Source organism: Albibacterium bauzanense (assembly GCF_004339765.1).
Taxonomy (GTDB): Bacteria; Bacteroidota; Bacteroidia; order Sphingobacteriales; family Sphingobacteriaceae; genus Albibacterium; species Albibacterium bauzanense.
This window is the reverse complement of record NZ_SMGO01000002.1, coordinates 535,630-553,324: the sequence shown is the minus strand read 5'-3', so window position 1 is coordinate 553,324 and position 17,695 is coordinate 535,630. Positions and strand designations below refer to the sequence as shown.

14 protein-coding genes are annotated in these 17,695 nt (G+C 37.6%); 4 read left to right on the top strand and 10 right to left on the bottom strand.

Annotated features, from left to right (window positions below; genetic code table 11):
- Positions 1-3: 3 nt before the first annotated feature.
- From C8N28_RS08325 to pgi, 5 genes are all read right to left on the bottom strand, one after another.
- Positions 4-1,335, bottom strand: coding sequence for a mechanosensitive ion channel family protein (locus C8N28_RS08325; protein WP_132223693.1), 1,332 nt, complete (start codon positions 1,333-1,335; stop codon positions 4-6).
- A 41-nt stretch (positions 1,336-1,376) separates the two neighbouring features.
- Entirely contained in the window at positions 1,377-2,561 is a 1,185-nt protein-coding gene (locus C8N28_RS08320; protein WP_132223690.1) for a M20 metallopeptidase family protein, read from the bottom strand.
- A gap of 11 nt (positions 2,562-2,572) precedes the next feature.
- Complete coding sequence (locus C8N28_RS08315; RefSeq protein WP_132223687.1) at positions 2,573-3,013, bottom strand: SPOR domain-containing protein; 441 nt, start codon at positions 3,011-3,013, stop codon at positions 2,573-2,575.
- 14 nt (positions 3,014-3,027) lie between these two features.
- Positions 3,028-6,333: a preprotein translocase subunit SecA gene (gene secA, locus C8N28_RS08310; protein ID WP_132223684.1), complete on the bottom strand. Its 3,306-nt coding sequence runs from the start codon at positions 6,331-6,333 to the stop codon at positions 3,028-3,030.
- Between the two features lie 113 nt (positions 6,334-6,446).
- Positions 6,447-8,093, bottom strand: coding sequence for a glucose-6-phosphate isomerase (gene pgi, locus C8N28_RS08305; protein ID WP_132223681.1), 1,647 nt, complete (start codon positions 8,091-8,093; stop codon positions 6,447-6,449).
- Between the two features lie 86 nt (positions 8,094-8,179).
- On the opposite strand from pgi, the gene C8N28_RS08300 reads away from it, so the two are divergent.
- Together C8N28_RS08300 and C8N28_RS08295 are read left to right on the top strand one after the other, a co-directional pair.
- A complete protein-coding gene (locus C8N28_RS08300) occupies positions 8,180-8,869 on the top strand; it encodes an OmpA family protein (RefSeq protein WP_132223678.1) in 690 nt (229 codons plus the stop codon).
- An 85-nt stretch (positions 8,870-8,954) separates the two neighbouring features.
- Positions 8,955-10,274, top strand: a complete 1,320-nt coding sequence (locus C8N28_RS08295) for an FAD-dependent oxidoreductase (RefSeq protein ID WP_132223675.1) — start codon at positions 8,955-8,957, stop codon at positions 10,272-10,274.
- A gap of 12 nt (positions 10,275-10,286) precedes the next feature.
- Here C8N28_RS08295 and nagB read toward each other — a convergent pair whose 3' ends face one another.
- On the bottom strand, positions 10,287-12,224 hold the full coding sequence (gene nagB, locus C8N28_RS08290) for a glucosamine-6-phosphate deaminase (protein ID WP_132223672.1): 1,938 nt from the start codon (positions 12,222-12,224) through the stop codon (positions 10,287-10,289).
- Between the two features lie 122 nt (positions 12,225-12,346).
- On the opposite strand from nagB, the gene C8N28_RS08285 reads away from it, so the two are divergent.
- Positions 12,347-13,543 carry an anhydro-N-acetylmuramic acid kinase gene (locus tag C8N28_RS08285; RefSeq protein WP_132223669.1) on the top strand — a complete coding sequence of 399 codons (1,197 nt, stop codon included), beginning with the start codon at positions 12,347-12,349 and terminating at the stop codon, positions 13,541-13,543.
- Between the two features lie 45 nt (positions 13,544-13,588).
- On the opposite strand, the gene trpC is transcribed toward C8N28_RS08285, so the two are convergent.
- The 4 genes from trpC to C8N28_RS08265 form a co-directional block, all read right to left on the bottom strand.
- Positions 13,589-14,371 carry an indole-3-glycerol phosphate synthase TrpC gene (gene trpC, locus C8N28_RS08280; protein ID WP_132223666.1) on the bottom strand — a complete coding sequence of 261 codons (783 nt, stop codon included), beginning with the start codon at positions 14,369-14,371 and terminating at the stop codon, positions 13,589-13,591.
- 1 nt (position 14,372) lies between these two features.
- Positions 14,373-14,957 carry an anthranilate synthase component II gene (locus C8N28_RS08275; RefSeq protein ID WP_185140134.1) on the bottom strand — a complete coding sequence of 195 codons (585 nt, stop codon included), beginning with the start codon at positions 14,955-14,957 and terminating at the stop codon, positions 14,373-14,375.
- A gap of 1 nt (position 14,958) precedes the next feature.
- On the bottom strand, positions 14,959-16,386 hold the full coding sequence (locus C8N28_RS08270) for an anthranilate synthase component I family protein (protein WP_132223663.1): 1,428 nt from the start codon (positions 16,384-16,386) through the stop codon (positions 14,959-14,961).
- 198 nt (positions 16,387-16,584) lie between these two features.
- Positions 16,585-17,034, bottom strand: a complete 450-nt coding sequence (locus C8N28_RS08265) for a cytochrome B (RefSeq protein ID WP_132223660.1) — start codon at positions 17,032-17,034, stop codon at positions 16,585-16,587.
- A gap of 396 nt (positions 17,035-17,430) precedes the next feature.
- On the opposite strand from C8N28_RS08265, the gene C8N28_RS08260 reads away from it, so the two are divergent.
- Positions 17,431-17,637, top strand: coding sequence for a hypothetical protein (locus C8N28_RS08260; protein WP_132223657.1), 207 nt, complete (start codon positions 17,431-17,433; stop codon positions 17,635-17,637).
- Positions 17,638-17,695: the final 58 nt, after the last annotated feature.

Here is a 17,695-nt window from a genome sequence, read left to right as displayed (position 1 = left end):
TAATTATTTTTCTTTACCTGGAATTATATCCCTCCAAATTGGGTTCTGAAGTTTTAAGGCATCTGCGTCGCTCCCTGCAACATCTTCAAAAATTTGTAGGTCGAAATACATCACCGCTGCGATCAGGTGATCAAAGATATCAGACATAATATTCTCATAATCTCTCCAAACTACCGTATTAGTGAAAGCATATACTTCAAAAGGAAGTCCTTTATTGCTTGGCTCCAATTGCCTCACCATTAATGACATATCTTTATTAATGCCGGGATGAGAAAGCAAATACCATTCAATATATTTACGAAATAAACCAGCATTAGTTAGATTCCGGCCATTTACGCGCAGATTCCTATCGAATCCAAGCCTGGTATTGTGTTCTGATATTTCTTGTTGCCGTTTATCAATATAACTTGATATACCACTTATTTTTTTGAAAGTTTCCAGTTCATCATCCTCTAAATAACGAACGGATGTTTGTTTAACAGTTATCGACCTTTTAATTCGTCTGCCGCCTGATTGCTGCATCCCTCTCCAGTTATTGAATGAGTCTGAAATCAGAGAATAGGTTGGAACAGTGGTAATGGTTTTATCGAAATTCTGTACCTTAACAGTAGTCAGAGTAATTTCCAGTACAGTCCCATCGGCATTGTATTTTGGTATGGTAATCCAATCACCGATTCGAACCATATCATTGGTCGTAACCTGAATACTCGCTGCAAATCCTTTAATGGTATCTTGAAAAATCAATAATAATATAGCTGAAGTAGCCCCCAGCACTCCAAAAAATGCTAAAGGTGATTCACCGGTTAAACGCACATAAATGAAGATTGCCCCAAAAAAGAAAAGCACAAAATTCATTACCTGAATATAACTTTCCATTGGTCTATACCGGAAAGTTTCATTCGACTCTTTTAAAGAATCAATTAAAGCCCTTATAACGGAAGTAATGATAGAAACCACCATATAAACAGAATAAATGTCTGTAAGCAATGATAGTGGTTTAATCCACGCAGGGAAACTCTCGAATACAATGGGTATGCCGGCACGAACCAAACTTACAGGAGCTATTAGTGCCAGGTAATGTGCAAATCGATGTGCTCTTAAATAATTTAAAAACTTTAGTTTCTGAGCTTTACTTATATAGTTTATAACCAGTCTCAGAATCCCCCGAACAATGCTTAGAACAACAAATATCAGAATGATTAATGCGGCCAATAATACCAAGCAATTTACCAATGCCGCCTGATCTTGCTCCACCCCCCATTTTATAAGTAAATCATAAGAGAACCGACTGATAAAATTGGAGGATGTCTCTAAATTATTTTCTAATTCATTCATAAAGAAAAGGGGAATTAATTATGTTTATAAAATAAGCCAGGTTAATTACCAAGCTGTTTTATAGTCAGGTAGGCCATTAATCCTGTACCTAACTGTAAAGCATTTTCATCAATATCAAAAGAAGGTGTATGTACGGCCGAAGTAATTCCTTTTGGAGTATTGGCAGTTCCTAACCTATAAAAGCATGCATTAGCACTTTGCGAATAATAAGCAAAGTCTTCTGCTGCCAGCCAAAGATCAAGATCAACTATATTTTCTTCACCAAGAAAATCAGCTGCATACGAACGAACGGAAGTCGTTAATTTTTCTTCGTTTATTAAGACAGGATACCCATGTCTGATTTCAAATTCACATGTTGCACCCATACTTTCAGCCATACCTTCAGCCATCTTTTTCATTTTTTGATGCGCTTGCTTTCTCCAGGCTTCATCAAATGTACGAAACGTGCCCTCCAGATAAACTTCGTTTGGGATTACATTGGTAGCACCCTCTGCTTTAATCTTTCCAAAAGAAAGAACAGATGGTATTTTAGGATCAGCCACCCGGCTTACAATTTGTTGAAGAGCTGTTATAATATGAGCCGTAATTACAATGGGATCAATATTTTGTTGTGGCTGGGCAGCATGGCCGCCTTTACCAGTTACGCGTACATAAATTTCATCAGAAGAAGCCATGTACTTTCCAGAGCGGAAACCCACTTTACCTATTTCAATAAAAGGCATTACATGCTGTCCAATAACGGCTTGCGGAACAGGGTTCTCTAGTACCCCTTCTTTGATCATAATACTTGCACCTCCCGGGAGTTTTTCCTCACCAGGCTGGAAGATAAGCTTCACCGTTCCTCCAAATTTATCTTTTAACTGAGATAAAATTTTAGCGGTGCCCAATAAAGATGAAGTATGCACATCATGTCCACAAGCATGCATTACTCCTTGGTTTTTAGAGCCATACTCACGGCCTTCAACTTCTTGAATGGGTAGCGCATCTATATCGGCCCTTAATGCAATAATATTATCCGAAGGCTTATCGCCTTTAATCAGAGCAACAATACCCGTATTAGCCATACTTTGATAGCTAATACCTAGTTCGTCGAGTTTATTTTTAATAAAAGATGAAGTATTATATTCTTCAAAAGACAATTCTGGATTAGCATGCAGATGCCTGCGATTGCTGACAACTTCTGAAAAATTGTTCTTTGCTAATTCCTTTATCTCTTCTTTTAACATGAACTTCAAATCTAATAATACACGTATATCTGTTCGGTAAACAGGAAGACAGAAGGATAGCTTTTTTTCAACTCAGCCATAAATGACTGGGCTTCACTCCGGCTACGAAAATCTCCCACTTTCACCCTATAATTAGGCTGAGTATAGGTTATATAAGTGCTGATATCTCCATACCGTTGTTGGAAACGTGATTGAATTGCATAGGCCTCATTACGACTTGAGCCAGAAAATATCTGAATCCGAAAACCTAAAGCAGTTCCTCTCGTACCTTTCTCGTTTCTAACTTCAGGCTCATCTTCAGTTAAAGTATTGTTAAAGACAATACGGCTCTGTTGTAAAAGGTCAATCATCGGATCCTTAACAATCTCCAGGCTCCCCTTCTTGTTCTGCGCCATGGCAGCAAAGGAAAATAACAGAAAGCTTAATCCAAGAAAAACCGATTTGCAATTCATATGCTAATATCTAATTACACCTGCCCGATCCCATGACAGTTTTTATATTTTTTGCCACTTCCACATGGGCAAGGATCGTTTCTACCAACTTTATTATCGTTTCTAATAGGTTGAGTCTTTTGCAATTCTCGGGTATCTTCTCCCAAATTTCCAACACCTGCTCCTGCAGTAGCTAATTCTGGTTTAGACACCTTAATGTTTTTGTTTTGTAATGGCGCAGGTCTAGCCTCTCTAACTTCCTGTGGATTCTGAGTAGGAATTCCTCCCTTGAATAAGAAGCTGACAACTTCCTTATTCATGTTAATCAACATATCCTTAAACAGGTTAAAGGCCTCCATTTTATAAATAATAATTGGGTCCTTTTGCTCATAAACAGCGTTCTGCACAGATTGTTTTAAATCGTCCATTTCACGAAGATGCTCTTTCCATGCTTCATCAATTAAAGCAAGAACAACACCTTTCTCAAATGATTTGAAAACTTCCTTACCATCTGATTCAACTGCTTTCTTAAGGTTAGAAGTTACTTGAATACCTTTTGTTCCATCTGAAAAAGGAACAACAATGTTCTCAATTTGTTCTCCACGAGTATCATATACATCTTTTAAAACCGGGAATGTTTGTTTAGCAATCACTTCAGCCTTACGGTGATAGAACTCATTTACCTTATCAAACAACTTATGAGTTAAAGAAGATATACCTTCATTATTAAAGATGTTTTCATCTAACTCCGGATCTATTGAAAAAGTACGGATAAACTCAAGTTGAAGGTCTTCATAATGTCCGCCTTCTTTACACTCGCTAACTATTTCCTCAATAGTATCAAAAATGGTATTATTTAAATCAACATCTAAACGTTCACCAAAGAGCGCATTCTTTCTTTTCGAGTAAATTACACTTCTCTGAGAGTTCATTACGTCATCGTACTCTAACAGTCGTTTCCGTATACCAAAGTTGTTTTCTTCAACCTTTTTCTGGGCACGCTCAATAGATTTGGTAATCATGGAGTGTTGAATAACCTCTCCCTCCTCAATTCCCATTCTTAACATGATATTGGAGATTCTTTCTGAACCAAATAACCGCATCAAGTTATCTTCAAGAGAAACGAAGAATTGGGATGAACCCGGGTCTCCCTGACGACCAGCACGACCTCTTAACTGACGATCGACACGTCTGGATTCATGACGCTCTGTACCAATGATAGCTAAACCACCAGCAGCCTTAACACCTTCTCCTAATTTAATATCCGTACCACGACCAGCCATGTTTGTAGCAATCGTTACTGTTCCGGCATGACCGGCTTCAGCAACAATATCTGCTTCGCGTTGGTGAAGCTTCGCATTTAAAACATTGTGTTTAATTCCGCGTATCTTCAACATCCTACTTAACAATTCAGAAATTTCAACCGAAGTTGTACCAACTAGTACTGGTCTTTTCGCTTCTGTTAATCGCTGTATTTCTTCAGCTACTGCATTATATTTTTCACGGGCAGTACGATAAACTGCGTCCTGTAAGTCCTCACGTTGAATTGGAACATTGGTTGGAATTTCAACAACATCCAATTTATAGATCTGCCATAACTCACCTGCTTCCGTTGTTGCAGTACCGGTCATCCCCGCTAACTTATGATACATACGGAAATAGTTCTGTAATGTAACAGTAGCATAAGTTTGAGTAGCATCTTCAACCTTAACGTTTTCTTTTGCTTCAATTGCCTGGTGCAAACCATCAGAATAACGACGGCCTTCCATAATACGGCCTGTCTGCTCATCCACGATCTTTACCTTGCCTTCATCAATGATATATTCAACATCATTTTCAAATAAGGTATATGCTTTTAATAATTGGTTAACTGAATGGATACGCTCAGATTTGATAGAGAAATCACGCATGATTTCATCTTTCTTTGCAACTTTCTCTTCAGCATTTAAATCAGACTTCTCTAATTCAGCAATTTCAGAACCTACATCCGGCATAATAAAGAACCCTGCATCCTCGCCAGAAGCAGTGATCAGTTCAATACCTTTCTCAGTAAGCTCTACTTGATTATGTTTTTCAGTAATAACAAAGAACAGTTCAGCATCAACCTTAGGCATATTCTTGCTTTGCTCTTGCATGTAAAAGTTCTCAGCTTTCGTAAGCACTTGCTTATTGCTTCCCTCACTTAAAAACTTAATAAGAGCTTTATTCTTTGGTAAACCTCTATATGCACGTAATAATGCCAGGCCACCGCTCTCAGGTTCTGTATCACCAGCTCTGATTGCTTTCTTAGCATCATTTAAAACCGTATTGATAAAGGTTTTTTGTGCATTCACTAAGCGCTCAATTCTGGGCTTCAATTCATAGAACTCATGTTCATCACCACGAGGAATCGGGCCTGAAATAATCAAAGGAGTACGAGCATCATCAATTAAAACTGAGTCAACCTCATCCACCATTGCATAGTGCAATTTTCTCTGAACCAGGCTTTCAGGATTTTGAGTCATGTTATCACGTAGATAATCAAAACCAAATTCATTGTTCGTACCAAATATAATATCTGCAGCGTAAGCTTTTCTACGGGCTTCCGAGTTCGGTTGATGTTTATCAATACAATCTACCTTCAAACCATGAAATTCAAAGATAGGGCCATTCCACTCAGAGTCACGACGTGCTAAATAATCGTTGACTGTTACAATATGAACTCCCTGACCCGATAAAGCATTTAAATAGGCAGGCAACGTACCAACCAAGGTTTTACCTTCCCCAGTAGCCATTTCCGCAATTTTACCTTCATGTAGTACAATACCTCCAATTAACTGAACATCGTAATGAATCATGTTCCAGGTAACCGGGGTTCCGGCAGCTATCCAGGTATTCTGCCAAACAGCTTTATCACCTTGTATTTCTATATGAGGGCGAGTAGCAGCTAAATCTCTATCAAATTGAAGAGCCGTAACCTCCAGCGTTTTGTTTTCTGTGAAACGACGGGCCGTTTCTTTAACAACCGCAAAAGCTTCCGGAAGTATTTCCATCAATACCTCTTCTAATTCCTTATCTCTATTTTTCTCAAGTTTATCAACTTGCTCATATAAAGATGTCTTTATTGACATTTCCAGATCAGGCTGCTCAGCTTCTTTTTTAAGCTTGCTTATTTCCGAGTCAGTTTCCTTTAAGTGCTCAGCTATCCTCTCTTTAAACGCGATTGTTTTACTACGCAACTCGTCATTCGTGATTGAATCTAACTTTGCGTATTCAGCTTTAATCTTTTCAACTAAAGGCTGAATGTGTTTTATGTCTCGTGCAGATTTGCTTCCGAAAACTTTACTTAAGAATCCTAACATCTATAATATTTTTAATTGATCTTCTTTGGTTTGTCAATAAATAATCCAAAACTCGCTATCCGTCAAATTGACAGGAAACATTTGCAAAGTTAACGATTACATATTAAATATACTTACCGCCATTTTTTAAACTGGTTAATCAAACCATTGGTAGAAGTATCATGTGTATTAACTTCATCGTTATTTTCCAACTCAGGCAAAATTTTATTTGCGAGTTGTTTACCTAACTCTACACCCCATTGATCGAAGCTAAAGATATTCCAAATAATGCCTTGAACAAATATCTTATGCTCATAATAAGCTATCAGAGTACCCAAAGTATAGGGATTTATTTTCTTGATCAGGAAAGAGTTTGTAGGTCTATTCCCATCGAACACTTTATAAGGAAGCAATTTCTTAATTGCATCCTCACTTAGCCCACTATCCTGAAGTTCCTTATATACCTCTTCTTCTGTTTTTCCATTCATTAATGCCTCTGTTTGGGCAAAAAAGTTAGAAAGTAAAAAAGTATGATGGGCGCCTATCGGGTTATGACTTTGAGCAGGTGCTATAAAATCACAAGGAATTAACTTTGTTCCCTGATGGATAAGTTGATAAAAAGCATGCTGTCCGTTCGTACCTGGCTCTCCCCAAATAATAGGTCCTGTTTGATAATCAACATTTTTACCGTTACGATCAACGTTCTTACCGTTACTTTCCATATCTCCTTGTTGAAAATATGCTGCAAAGCGATGCATGTATTGGTCGTATGGTAAAATAGCCTGGGTTTCAGAGTCAAAGAAATTGTTATACCAAACGCCTAATACTCCCATAATCACCGGAATATTCTCTTCGAATTCACTTTCTTGAAAGTGAACATCAGCCGCGTTAGCACCTTTTAAAAGTTCTTCAAAGTTCTTATATCCTATCCCTAAAGCAATTGATAAACCAATTGCACTCCATAAAGAATAACGTCCTCCAACCCAATTCCAGAACACAAACATGTTATCAGTATCAATACCAAACTTTTTAACAGCTTCTGTATTGGTTGATAGGGCTACGAAATGTTTACTTACATCGCTTTCCTTTCCTCCACTTTTCAATAACCAGTCTTTAGCCGAAAAAGCGTTCAACATAGTCTCTTGAGTTGTAAAGGTTTTTGATGCTACTAAAAATAACGTAGTCTCAGGATTTAAAGGCTTTAACGTCTCTACCATTTGCGTTCCATCAACATTAGAAACGAAATGTAAATTAAGTCGGGTTTTATATGCCTTCAATGCTTCAGTAACCATCACAGGTCCTAAGTCAGAACCACCTATTCCAATATTTACCACATCGGTTATTTCTTTACCGGTGTAACCTTTCCATTCGCCTGATAATATCCGGTCGCAGAAAGATTCCATTTGCTTCAATACCTTTTTGATCTCTGGTTTAATATCTTCCCCGTCAACCTGAATTGGATTAGCATCCTGGCTTCTAAGAGCTGTATGTAAAACAGCACGATTTTCAGTTTCATTAATAAGATCTCCAGAAAACATCGCTTGAATTGCTTCTTTCACCTTGCATTCACGTGCTAATTGAAGAAGCAATGCCATGGTTTCATCGTTTATCCGATTCTTAGAATAATCAAATAAAATATCCCCATTGCTGATAGAAAACTTTTCAAATCGTTGAGGATCTGATTTAAACAAATCTCTCATTGATTGAGGTGCGATCTCAATATAGTGATTACTAAGGTATTTAAAAGCCGGGGTTTCGTTAAAATTAACTTTTGGTAGCATAATTTGATGATTGTATAAGCGGCGAATTTACGTTTTTGGCATTGTGTTTGCAATAATCAACAAAACAAAATAAAAATATCAACATTATGAATATTCAAAGAAAAGTAGCTGTATATGCGATAGCAATTGCAACCTCTACCATGTTATTAGTTAGTTGTGATTCACTATCCAATTTAACGAACACTCAAAAAGGAGCTGGGATAGGAGCAGGTGCTGGAGCCGGGATAGGAGCGCTGATTGGAAATAAAGCTGGTAATACAGCTGTAGGTGCCGTTATTGGTGGTGCTATTGGTGGTGTAGCCGGAGGTTTGATCGGGAAAAAGATGGATAAGCAAGCTGCTCAGATAGAAAACACCGTTCAGGGTGCAGAAGTAATTCAAGCAGGTGAAGGTATTATCGTAAAATTCGATTCAGGTATTTTATTTGATTTCGATAAAGCTGATTTAAAACCCAATGCAAAAGAAAACATTCGTCAGTTAGTTAAATCAATGAACGAAAATTCTGATACAGATATTTTAGTAGTCGGCCATACAGATAATGTAGGTAGAGCAGAATATAATCAAGGATTATCAGAACGCCGTGCATTGTCTGTTAAGAGCTATGCCACTACACAAGGCTTAGATGCCGGCCGTATCAGAACAACTGGTAAAGGTGCCAGCGAACCCATCGCTAGTAATGAAACAGATGCTGGAAGAGCTGAAAATAGAAGAGTTGAAATTGTTATCGTTGCAAACGATAAAATGAAAGCTGAAGCTAAAGCAGAAGCAGGTCAATAATTTAAAAACAAAAACGTTTCTTTAGGCTGTGATGGGTTTCCATCGCAGCTTTTTTTTGTTAGTTTTATAAATTAATTGATTAAAAATGTATAGAATCTCTGTATTGTGTGTTTTATTATTAATTAGTTCTGTTTCTTTTGCTCAAAAGCCAAGCAAAGCAAAACTTATTATATATGGTCAAGGCGAAGCAGCATTGGCCAGCGCAGTCCAGGCTTCAAAATCTGGCGTTTCTGCTTTATGGATAAACCCGGATGCATCTTTTAACAGCGCTCTTACAGAAGGCCAGGATATTAAATCAATAAATTCATATCAGAACTTAGACGCCGGGCTCTGGGCCGAATTCCTGAAACTATCGCTGAATGCAAAAGATTATTCAGATTCAGTTTTCAACCATGCCAAAGTTTACCTCAGTCCGCAGATCTCAAAGAACACCTTTGAGCAAATGATTGATTCCTCAAAGAATCTTACCGTAGTTTATAATACTGAGATAAAAAGAATGAAGAAATCAGGTAAAAGATGGAAAATAGATCTCTCAAACGGTCAAAACTATAGCGTTTATGCCGTAGTTGATGCTAGCCTGCAAGCTAAGTTAGTTCCACTAATAAACGACAAAGACAAACTTCCAGCAAAAGAAGCTGATTCAATTAATCCTGTTACTACCGATCAACTGTATGGCTCAACTATCTACAGAACGAGTTTAATGGTGGAAGACAGAGATCAACAAGAATGGATAATTCCAACCGCCTCCTTATTAAAACCTTATGCAGAGAACTTTTTTGTGGTTCATGGCTCAAACGGTTTAATCAAAGAGCCTAAAGAGTCCATTCAAGATGTACCTTCACTCATGTTATATGGACAATCTATCGGGGCAATCGCTTCTTATTGTGCATTCTTTGAAACAACGTCGGATAAAATCAATATCCGGACTTTGCAAGGTGAACTATTAGCATATAAAGCTCAGCTATTGCCTTTCCATGATGTGGCCTTTGAGGATGTCAATAATTCGAGCATTCAACGGGTTGGCTTAACCGGAATTATACAAGGCAGAATGGACAATGAAGATGGAAAAGGCGCTAAGCTGATCTTTGATGTCGATAAGCATGTATCTTCTATGGAACTGGAACCCGTTATGCGCAGTCTTTATACGAGAAGCCAAATCTGGTTTAGTGACAAATCCATTGAAGAGCTAAAATTAAAAGACTTAATAAGCTTAATAAAGTTCATCGCCCTCAAAGGAGATGAGCTGGATACTCAAATAGAAAATGGTTGGGAAAAGAAATTCAATTTTACAGGCAGTTATGATCCCGAATGCTTATTAACCAGAAAACAGGCCGCCATTTTAATTGATACCTATTTGCAGCCTTTTAGTATTAAAGTTAATGAAAAAGGCAACTTCCAACGTTAATAACAGGCGCAATTAGCCTGCCACTTCATCATCAAATTTCCAGCGGATAAAAGCTTCAATAGCTTCATACTCTGCAAGTCCTAGTTCATCATAGATCCTTGCAGTTTCTGTAGTTCTCTGTTCTGCACGTACCCAGAATTCCCTGGAATCATCTCCCGGAAAAACAGGTGTATCCTTCTGCGACTGATGTTTAAAGATAGCATTTCGTTTACGGATAGCCTCAGCCGGTGATAGCGGAACAGCCATTTCAATTTCATGGATCTCAAACTCATGCCAGGCTCCCCGATACAGCCAGATCCAGCAATCCTTTATCCAGCTTTCAGTTTTACGCAGTCGGATAAGAGCCTCTCTAATGATATTAAAACACACTTTATGAGTTCCATGAGGATCGGCAAAGTCGCCTGCAGCAAATATCTGATGTGGTTTTATTTGCTGCAAAAACTCCATAGTTTGTAAAATATCATCCTCTACAGATACATTCTTGGCATATTTAGCTCGATCATAGAATGGAAGATTCTGAAAATGAATGTTCTTATCAGGCAATCCCGCAAAGCGGGCACCAGCTGTAGCTTCGCCCTTTCGGATCAGCTCATTCACCATTAATATCTCTTTAATATCTGTTTGATTGGGCTTCTTAGTCTTTAAAAAATCTCGCGTATCTGCATATACTTTCTCCAACACACTCGTATCCAGATCCATTGATTTAGAAAAATCACGAGCAAACTCAATAAAGCGCAAGGTATCATCGCCCCAAACCGCTGTATTGCCCGAAGTCTGATAGGCAACATGCACATCATGACCTTGATCACATAAACGAATAAACGTTCCGCCCATAGAAATCACATCATCATCCGGATGAGGGGAAAAAATAATACTTCTTTTCTGCGCAGGTTCTGCACGCTCCGGACGCTGACTATCATCTGCATTCGGCTTTCCACCCGGCCAACCGGTTATGGTATGTTGAATCAGATTAAAAATCTGTATATTAATATTGTAAACCGGGCCCTTCTCAGTAGCTAGTTGAGCCATCCCATTATTGTTATAATCCTCTTCCGTCAATTTCAGAATAGGTTTTTTTAGGGTCTTTGCTAACCAAATAACTGCCTTCTTGATCGTTTTTTCATTCCATTCACAATCGTTTGTAAGCCATGGTGTATCAAAACGAGTTAAAGCTGATGACGACTCGGTATCTAAAACAAACTCCACATTATCCGAAAGCTGTAAATAGGTAGCCGGAACTTCAGCAGTAATCGGACCCTCAACTGCCTTTTTTACAATGTCTGCTTTTGTACTATTCCAAGCCATCAGGATAATTTCCTTGGCTTTAAAAATAGTACCAACACCCATCGTAATTGCTTTCGTAGGCACATTTTCCTTCCCTCCAAAGTTGCGGGAAGCATCTCTGCGAGTAAGATCATCCAAGGTAACCAACCTGGTGCCTGAGTTAGGGGCAGAGCCCGGTTCGTTAAATCCGATATGCCCGGTACGGCCAATTCCTAATAATTGTAAATCAAGACCACCGAGGGCTGATATCTTTCTTTCATATTCTAAACAATATCCATGTATCTCATTTTTAGAAATGGTTCCGTCAGGTATATGAACATTATTCTTATCAATATCAATGTGATCAAAAAACGTATTATACATAAAAGACACATAGCTTTGCTCTGCATCTGGCTGCATTGGATAGTATTCGTCAAGATTAAACGTAATAACATTTTGGAAGCTTAAGCCTTCTTCCTTGTGCATACGAATAAGCTCTACATAAACCCGATGAGGTGTTGATCCTGTGGCAAGACCCAATACAGCTGATTCTCCTTTTTGTTGTTTGTTTTTAATGAGAGAAGCAATTCTATGAGCAACTGCAATAGAAGCTATTTCAGGGTTCGGATAAACTGTAACAGGGAGTTTTTCGAAGCGCGTTTCTTCCAAAAGATTTAATCTTGCCATTATGGTTAAATACGTTTAGGGTAAGTAACAAATCTAATTAATATATCTGTACAGTCATACCTTTTCACTAATTTGTCTTAATTTAAAGAGCAAAAATCAAAAATTAGAGCTGGTAATACTGCATGAATAACAACATCCTTAAACTCTATAACATAGCTAACAAAGAATCCAGGCTAATAGTTGGACTTATGTCGGGTACTTCGTTAGACGGACTTGATATTGTTCTATGCAAAGTAAAAGGCTGCAGCATCCAAACACAGATAGAAATGCTGGCTTTTGAAACTATTGAATATACTATCTCCTTTCGGGAAAGTATTAAAGCTGTCTTTTCAAAAGACACCGTAGATATGAAATTGCTATGCGTTATGAATGCGAGCATCGGGATAGAGCATGCACATTTGGTAAATGCAGCATTGGCTAAATGGAAGATTAAAGCCAAAGATGTAGATCTGATTGCCAGCCACGGACAAACTGTCTTTCATGCCCCAAAAACTCATAATAAAACAAGTAATTATCCTAACAGCACCCTGCAAATAGGTGATGGTGATCATATTGCAGTAAACACAGGAATTATTACAGTTTCTGACTTTCGCCAAAAGCATGTAGCTGCGGGCGGCGAAGGCGCTCCATTAGTAATTTATGGCGATTATCTTCTATTTGCCAATAGTAATGAGAACAGAGTTTTACTTAACATCGGTGGGGTCTCTAATTTTACATTCCTACCCATAGGAGGCCAGACTAATGATCTCATCTCAACTGATATTGGTCCTGGAAATACATTAATGAATCAATACGCTCAACAATATTATTCAAAGCCTTATGATGATGGTGGTGCTATTGCTGCGTCTGGAAAGGTAAATGATGAACTACTAACAGCCTTATTAGATCATCCCTTTTTCTCCTACAGTTTTCCTAAAACTACAGGTCCTGAAGATTTCAATCTGTCCTTTCTATCAAATGCTCAACTAAAAAGTAATACAATTACGATCGACCATGTAGATATCATGGCCACTTTATGCGCCTTAACGGCAAAATCTATTGCTCAGCCTATCGAAGCAATCACAGCTCAGCATCCTGATGCAAAAATGTATGTGAGCGGAGGAGGCTGTAAGAATCCTACCTTGTTAAAAATGCTATCAAACTATCTGCCAGATATCGCAATTGAAAATACTACTGCCTTAGGAATAGATCCGGATGCTAAAGAAGCCATCCTTTTTTCATTATTGGCAAATGAAACTGTTGCCGGTGCAGCAACCACCTTTCCTAAAATGGCAGGCGCACCAGCAGTTTGCTTTGGAAAAATAAGTTTCCCCGATTAAAAATCTATAACCCGGCTAACCTCTATAATATATTCTAAAATAGAATTAGATATGTTTAACGAAATCCTGAATTGCTTGAGCAGGATCCTCCGTTTTCATAAAGTTTTCGCCAATTAAGAAAGCCTGAAAACCTTCATTCTTCAATAATTTTATTGTATCAGGGTCACTGATCCCACTTTCGGAAACCTTAATATATTGCACCGGAATTAAACTAGCAAGATCAAGAGAATGTTGTATCGACACAGAAAAATCAATCAGATTCCTATTATTCACCCCAATAGCATCAATCGTGTCAAACTTATTATCCTTTAACTCTTCTTCGTTATGAATTTCCAATAAAACATTCAGTCCTATCTTTTTAGCATAAGCCGAAAATTCTTTAATTTCTTTTGAAGAAAGGCAAGCGGCAATTAACAGAATAATATCTGCACCATATGCTTTCGCTTCCGTAATCTGAAAAGGATCAACGATAAATTCCTTACGTAAAACAGGAATCTTAACCGCCTCCCTTACTGCAACCAGGTCGTCTAGCGTGCCTTTAAAAAATTCAGAATCTGTTAAAACAGAAATAGCAGACACATGATTTTGCTCATACGCTTTAGCAATCTCACTTACATCAGAACGGTCATTAATAATCCCTTTAGAAGGGGAAGCACGCTTAAATTCTGCTATGATACCATTCCTATCAAGATCTAAAACCGACTCCCGCAAACTGTAGCAAGTTCTGTTAAAAAGCGACTTTTCCTTCAGTTCATCAACAGATATGCCCTTTTTCGCTTCAGCTACCTCAATCCTTTTGTGTTGAACTATTTTTTCTAAGATATTCATATCAATTCTCTAACCAGTTACTTACAATTTCCTTGCCATGCTCACTCAATATTGATTCAGGATGAAACTGAACACCCCTTACATCCAATGTTTTATGAGCTATTGCCATAATCACTCCTTCACTATCTACGGCTGTAATTTCCATCTCATCCGGAAAATTTGCCTTATCTGCTGCCCATGAATGATACCTTCCTACCATAAAATTATTAGGGATGCCCTTAAAAAGGATCTCCTCTGGTTTTAAAATATTCAATGGTGTTGCCGTTCCATGAACCGGCTTCTTCAAGTTATATAAAGATCCACCATATACTTCGGTTATCGCCTGCAATCCAAGGCAAACACCCAAAATACTTTTCTTACTGCCATATTCTCTGATAACATCCAGCAGGAGTCCCGATTCTGAAGGTAAACCTGGTCCGGGCGACAATAAAATTTTATCAAACGTAGCCAAATCTTTCAATTCAAATTTATCATTTCTCCATACCGTAGCATCGTATCCACATTCATTCAATAGGTGTACTAAGTTGTATGTAAAAGAGTCGTAATTATCAACTACAACGACTTTATTTTTAATAAGCGTTTTCATACTATTTATCGGATCTTTTATTAATCGTTTCGGCAAATTCTAAAGCCTTACGCAGAGCAGCAATTTTATTATCTACTTCTTTGAGTTCACTTTCTGCAACTGAGTCAGCTACAATTCCTGCTCCAGCCTGATAGTGCAACGTATTCTGCTTACTTAGAAAAGATCGTATAATAATAGCATGGTTAAAATCGCCATTAAAGCCCATATAACCTATAGCACCGCTGTAAAAACTTCGTTGCAAATTCTCATACTTATCAATCAATGTAAGCGCTTTATGCTTCGGCGAACCACTTAAAGTACCTGCCGGAAATGTATCGCCCACTATATCAAACGGGTTAACACCCGGCAAAACTTGTCCGGTAACCTTTGATACCAAATGAATAACATGCGAATAATTCTGCGACTCTTTAAAAGACTGTACTTTTACACTTTCACAATGCTTACTTAAGTCATTCCGCGCCAAATCAACCAGCATAACATGTTCTGCACTTTCCTTCGGATCGTTCTTTAATGATTCTGCAATTTGCTTATCTTCCACATCATTCCCACTGCGTTTAAAGGTTCCTGCAATAGGATAAATCGCTGCTTCATTGTTTTTAATAGTAAGCTGAGACTCCGGAGAAGAGCCAAATAGCTTGAAATCTCCGTAATCAAAATAGAAAAGATAAGGCGAAGGATTAATTGATCGAAGAGCCCTGTATACATTAAATTCATCACCCCGGAAGGAACGTGAAAAAGCTCTTGATGGCACAATCTGGAAAACATCGCCCCTGAAAATATGCTCTCTCATCACTTCAACCGTATCTTTAAACTCCTGATCGGTCAAGTTTGATTGCTCTTCTCCATTTAAAGAGAAATGATAATCAGGGAAATCTTTGTTCTGAATCAAGTACTCGATCCTTTCTAAACCATAAGGCTCATCATCTGTAGCCCGATGCTCAAAAAGATAAAGTTCATTCTTAAAATGGTCAATTGCAATAACATACTGATAGATATTATATTGCATAAAAGGAATACCCCTTCCCGGATCAGCCTCAGTTGTTAAAGTAATATCTTCGAAATGGCTAATGGTATCAAAAGTGAAATACCCAAAAAGACCGTTCGATATAAATTTGAATTCAGCATCCTTATCGCCTGTAAAAGAAGAACAGAAATCAGAAACCTCTTGACGAAGATTAATAGAATCAGCAGGCTTGCTAACTACTTCACCATCCGGATAACTAATTTCTAATTCATCCTTATCCAGCTTTATTCCTGCAATAGGAATGCAGCATACATAGCTCATATTATTTTCCCGGCTATGATAATCAGAGCTTTCCAGTAACAGGCTATTTGGAAAAATATCACGCAGTCGCAGATAGATACTAACCGGGGTTGTAGTATCTGCAAGCATCTTCTTATAGGATGTTTTAATATTTATTTGTTTCATTTCACCAATTTTTATGCATAAAAAAACCCGACATTTTACACGTCGGGTTCGTTATTAATATAATATCTTTATGTTTACTATATAAGTTTCCCGGCGCGGTTTTTACCGTACCACCACCAATTGTTTATATAGTTAATGTTTGTCATGCAAGCAAAATTATAAAGATTTCTCACAAAGAAGAATTTTATTTAATTATTTTTAAGACATCGCCCAAATCGGGATCCCGCTCATTTGTATCGCAACAATTACAATAATTGCAGCAAGGATATAGAAAATGGCAATTGTTTTATGTTTTTGGTATGATTCAGAGATCTTTTTAGACTTAGAATGACCTATCGTAATCAATACAGCAGCAAGAATCATCATAAAGATGTGTTCAACTGTCCAATAACGACTAATCGTATCTTTCATCGCCAATGCCATATCATCTAAACGAACCTTTGGGCTCATAAAATAAAGCGCCAGGCCTATCAAGATTTGTATATGAAATGCGATTAAAGTAAACAGGTTTAATTTCCTGCTGCGCGGGGTGTAATTGCTTTTGCTTAACCAACCCGAAAGTGCGCCAACTATAGCAAGAATAAGTAACACCAAAGCTACAAAACGCCATCCCGAATGTAGGTGTTTCAATGCTAAATATAGATCCATATCGTTTTTTTCTTTACCTCAAATCTACAGATTTTTTTGAGAAGCTCAACTATTTCTTTAGATTTTGATTAACGTTGATTCTAGCAAACTTTAAAGCCAAATTTCTATATTTGTTTTTTCAATCTTGCAAAGGATAGTTAAGATTACATTTCTTATAAAATGATGCCCGTCATTTTTATGGAAGAATCTTTTATATCTTTGAAAAGATCATTTCAATAGAAACTAAAATAAGTCTTGAGACGTTTTTGTACATATATTCTATTAATCACTCTGATGTTGCAATCGTTTTACCGCAACATTATGTTTATGGAATATCAGATACATTTACCCGAATATCTATCGAAATGTATAAATAAAGATAAACCTGAGCTCCACTGTAACGGCAAGTGTGTATTAATGGAAAAGATAAAGGAAAATGAGCAGAAGGAAGCAAAAAAGAATCTAGTAGTATATGATTATAGTGCACTCTATGTCCACAAAGAACACATTACCTTAACAATATACCAACCGAATGAAGAAAGCGGTGAAAAGTCTTTTTCACCTTATCTAATTGATTACCGATTCGAATATAACACCTCGATATTCCGGCCTCCAGTTAGTTAACTCTAACCAGCGGAACAAAATTTAACGTCAACTTGACCTTTATTGAATGTCTTTTTCG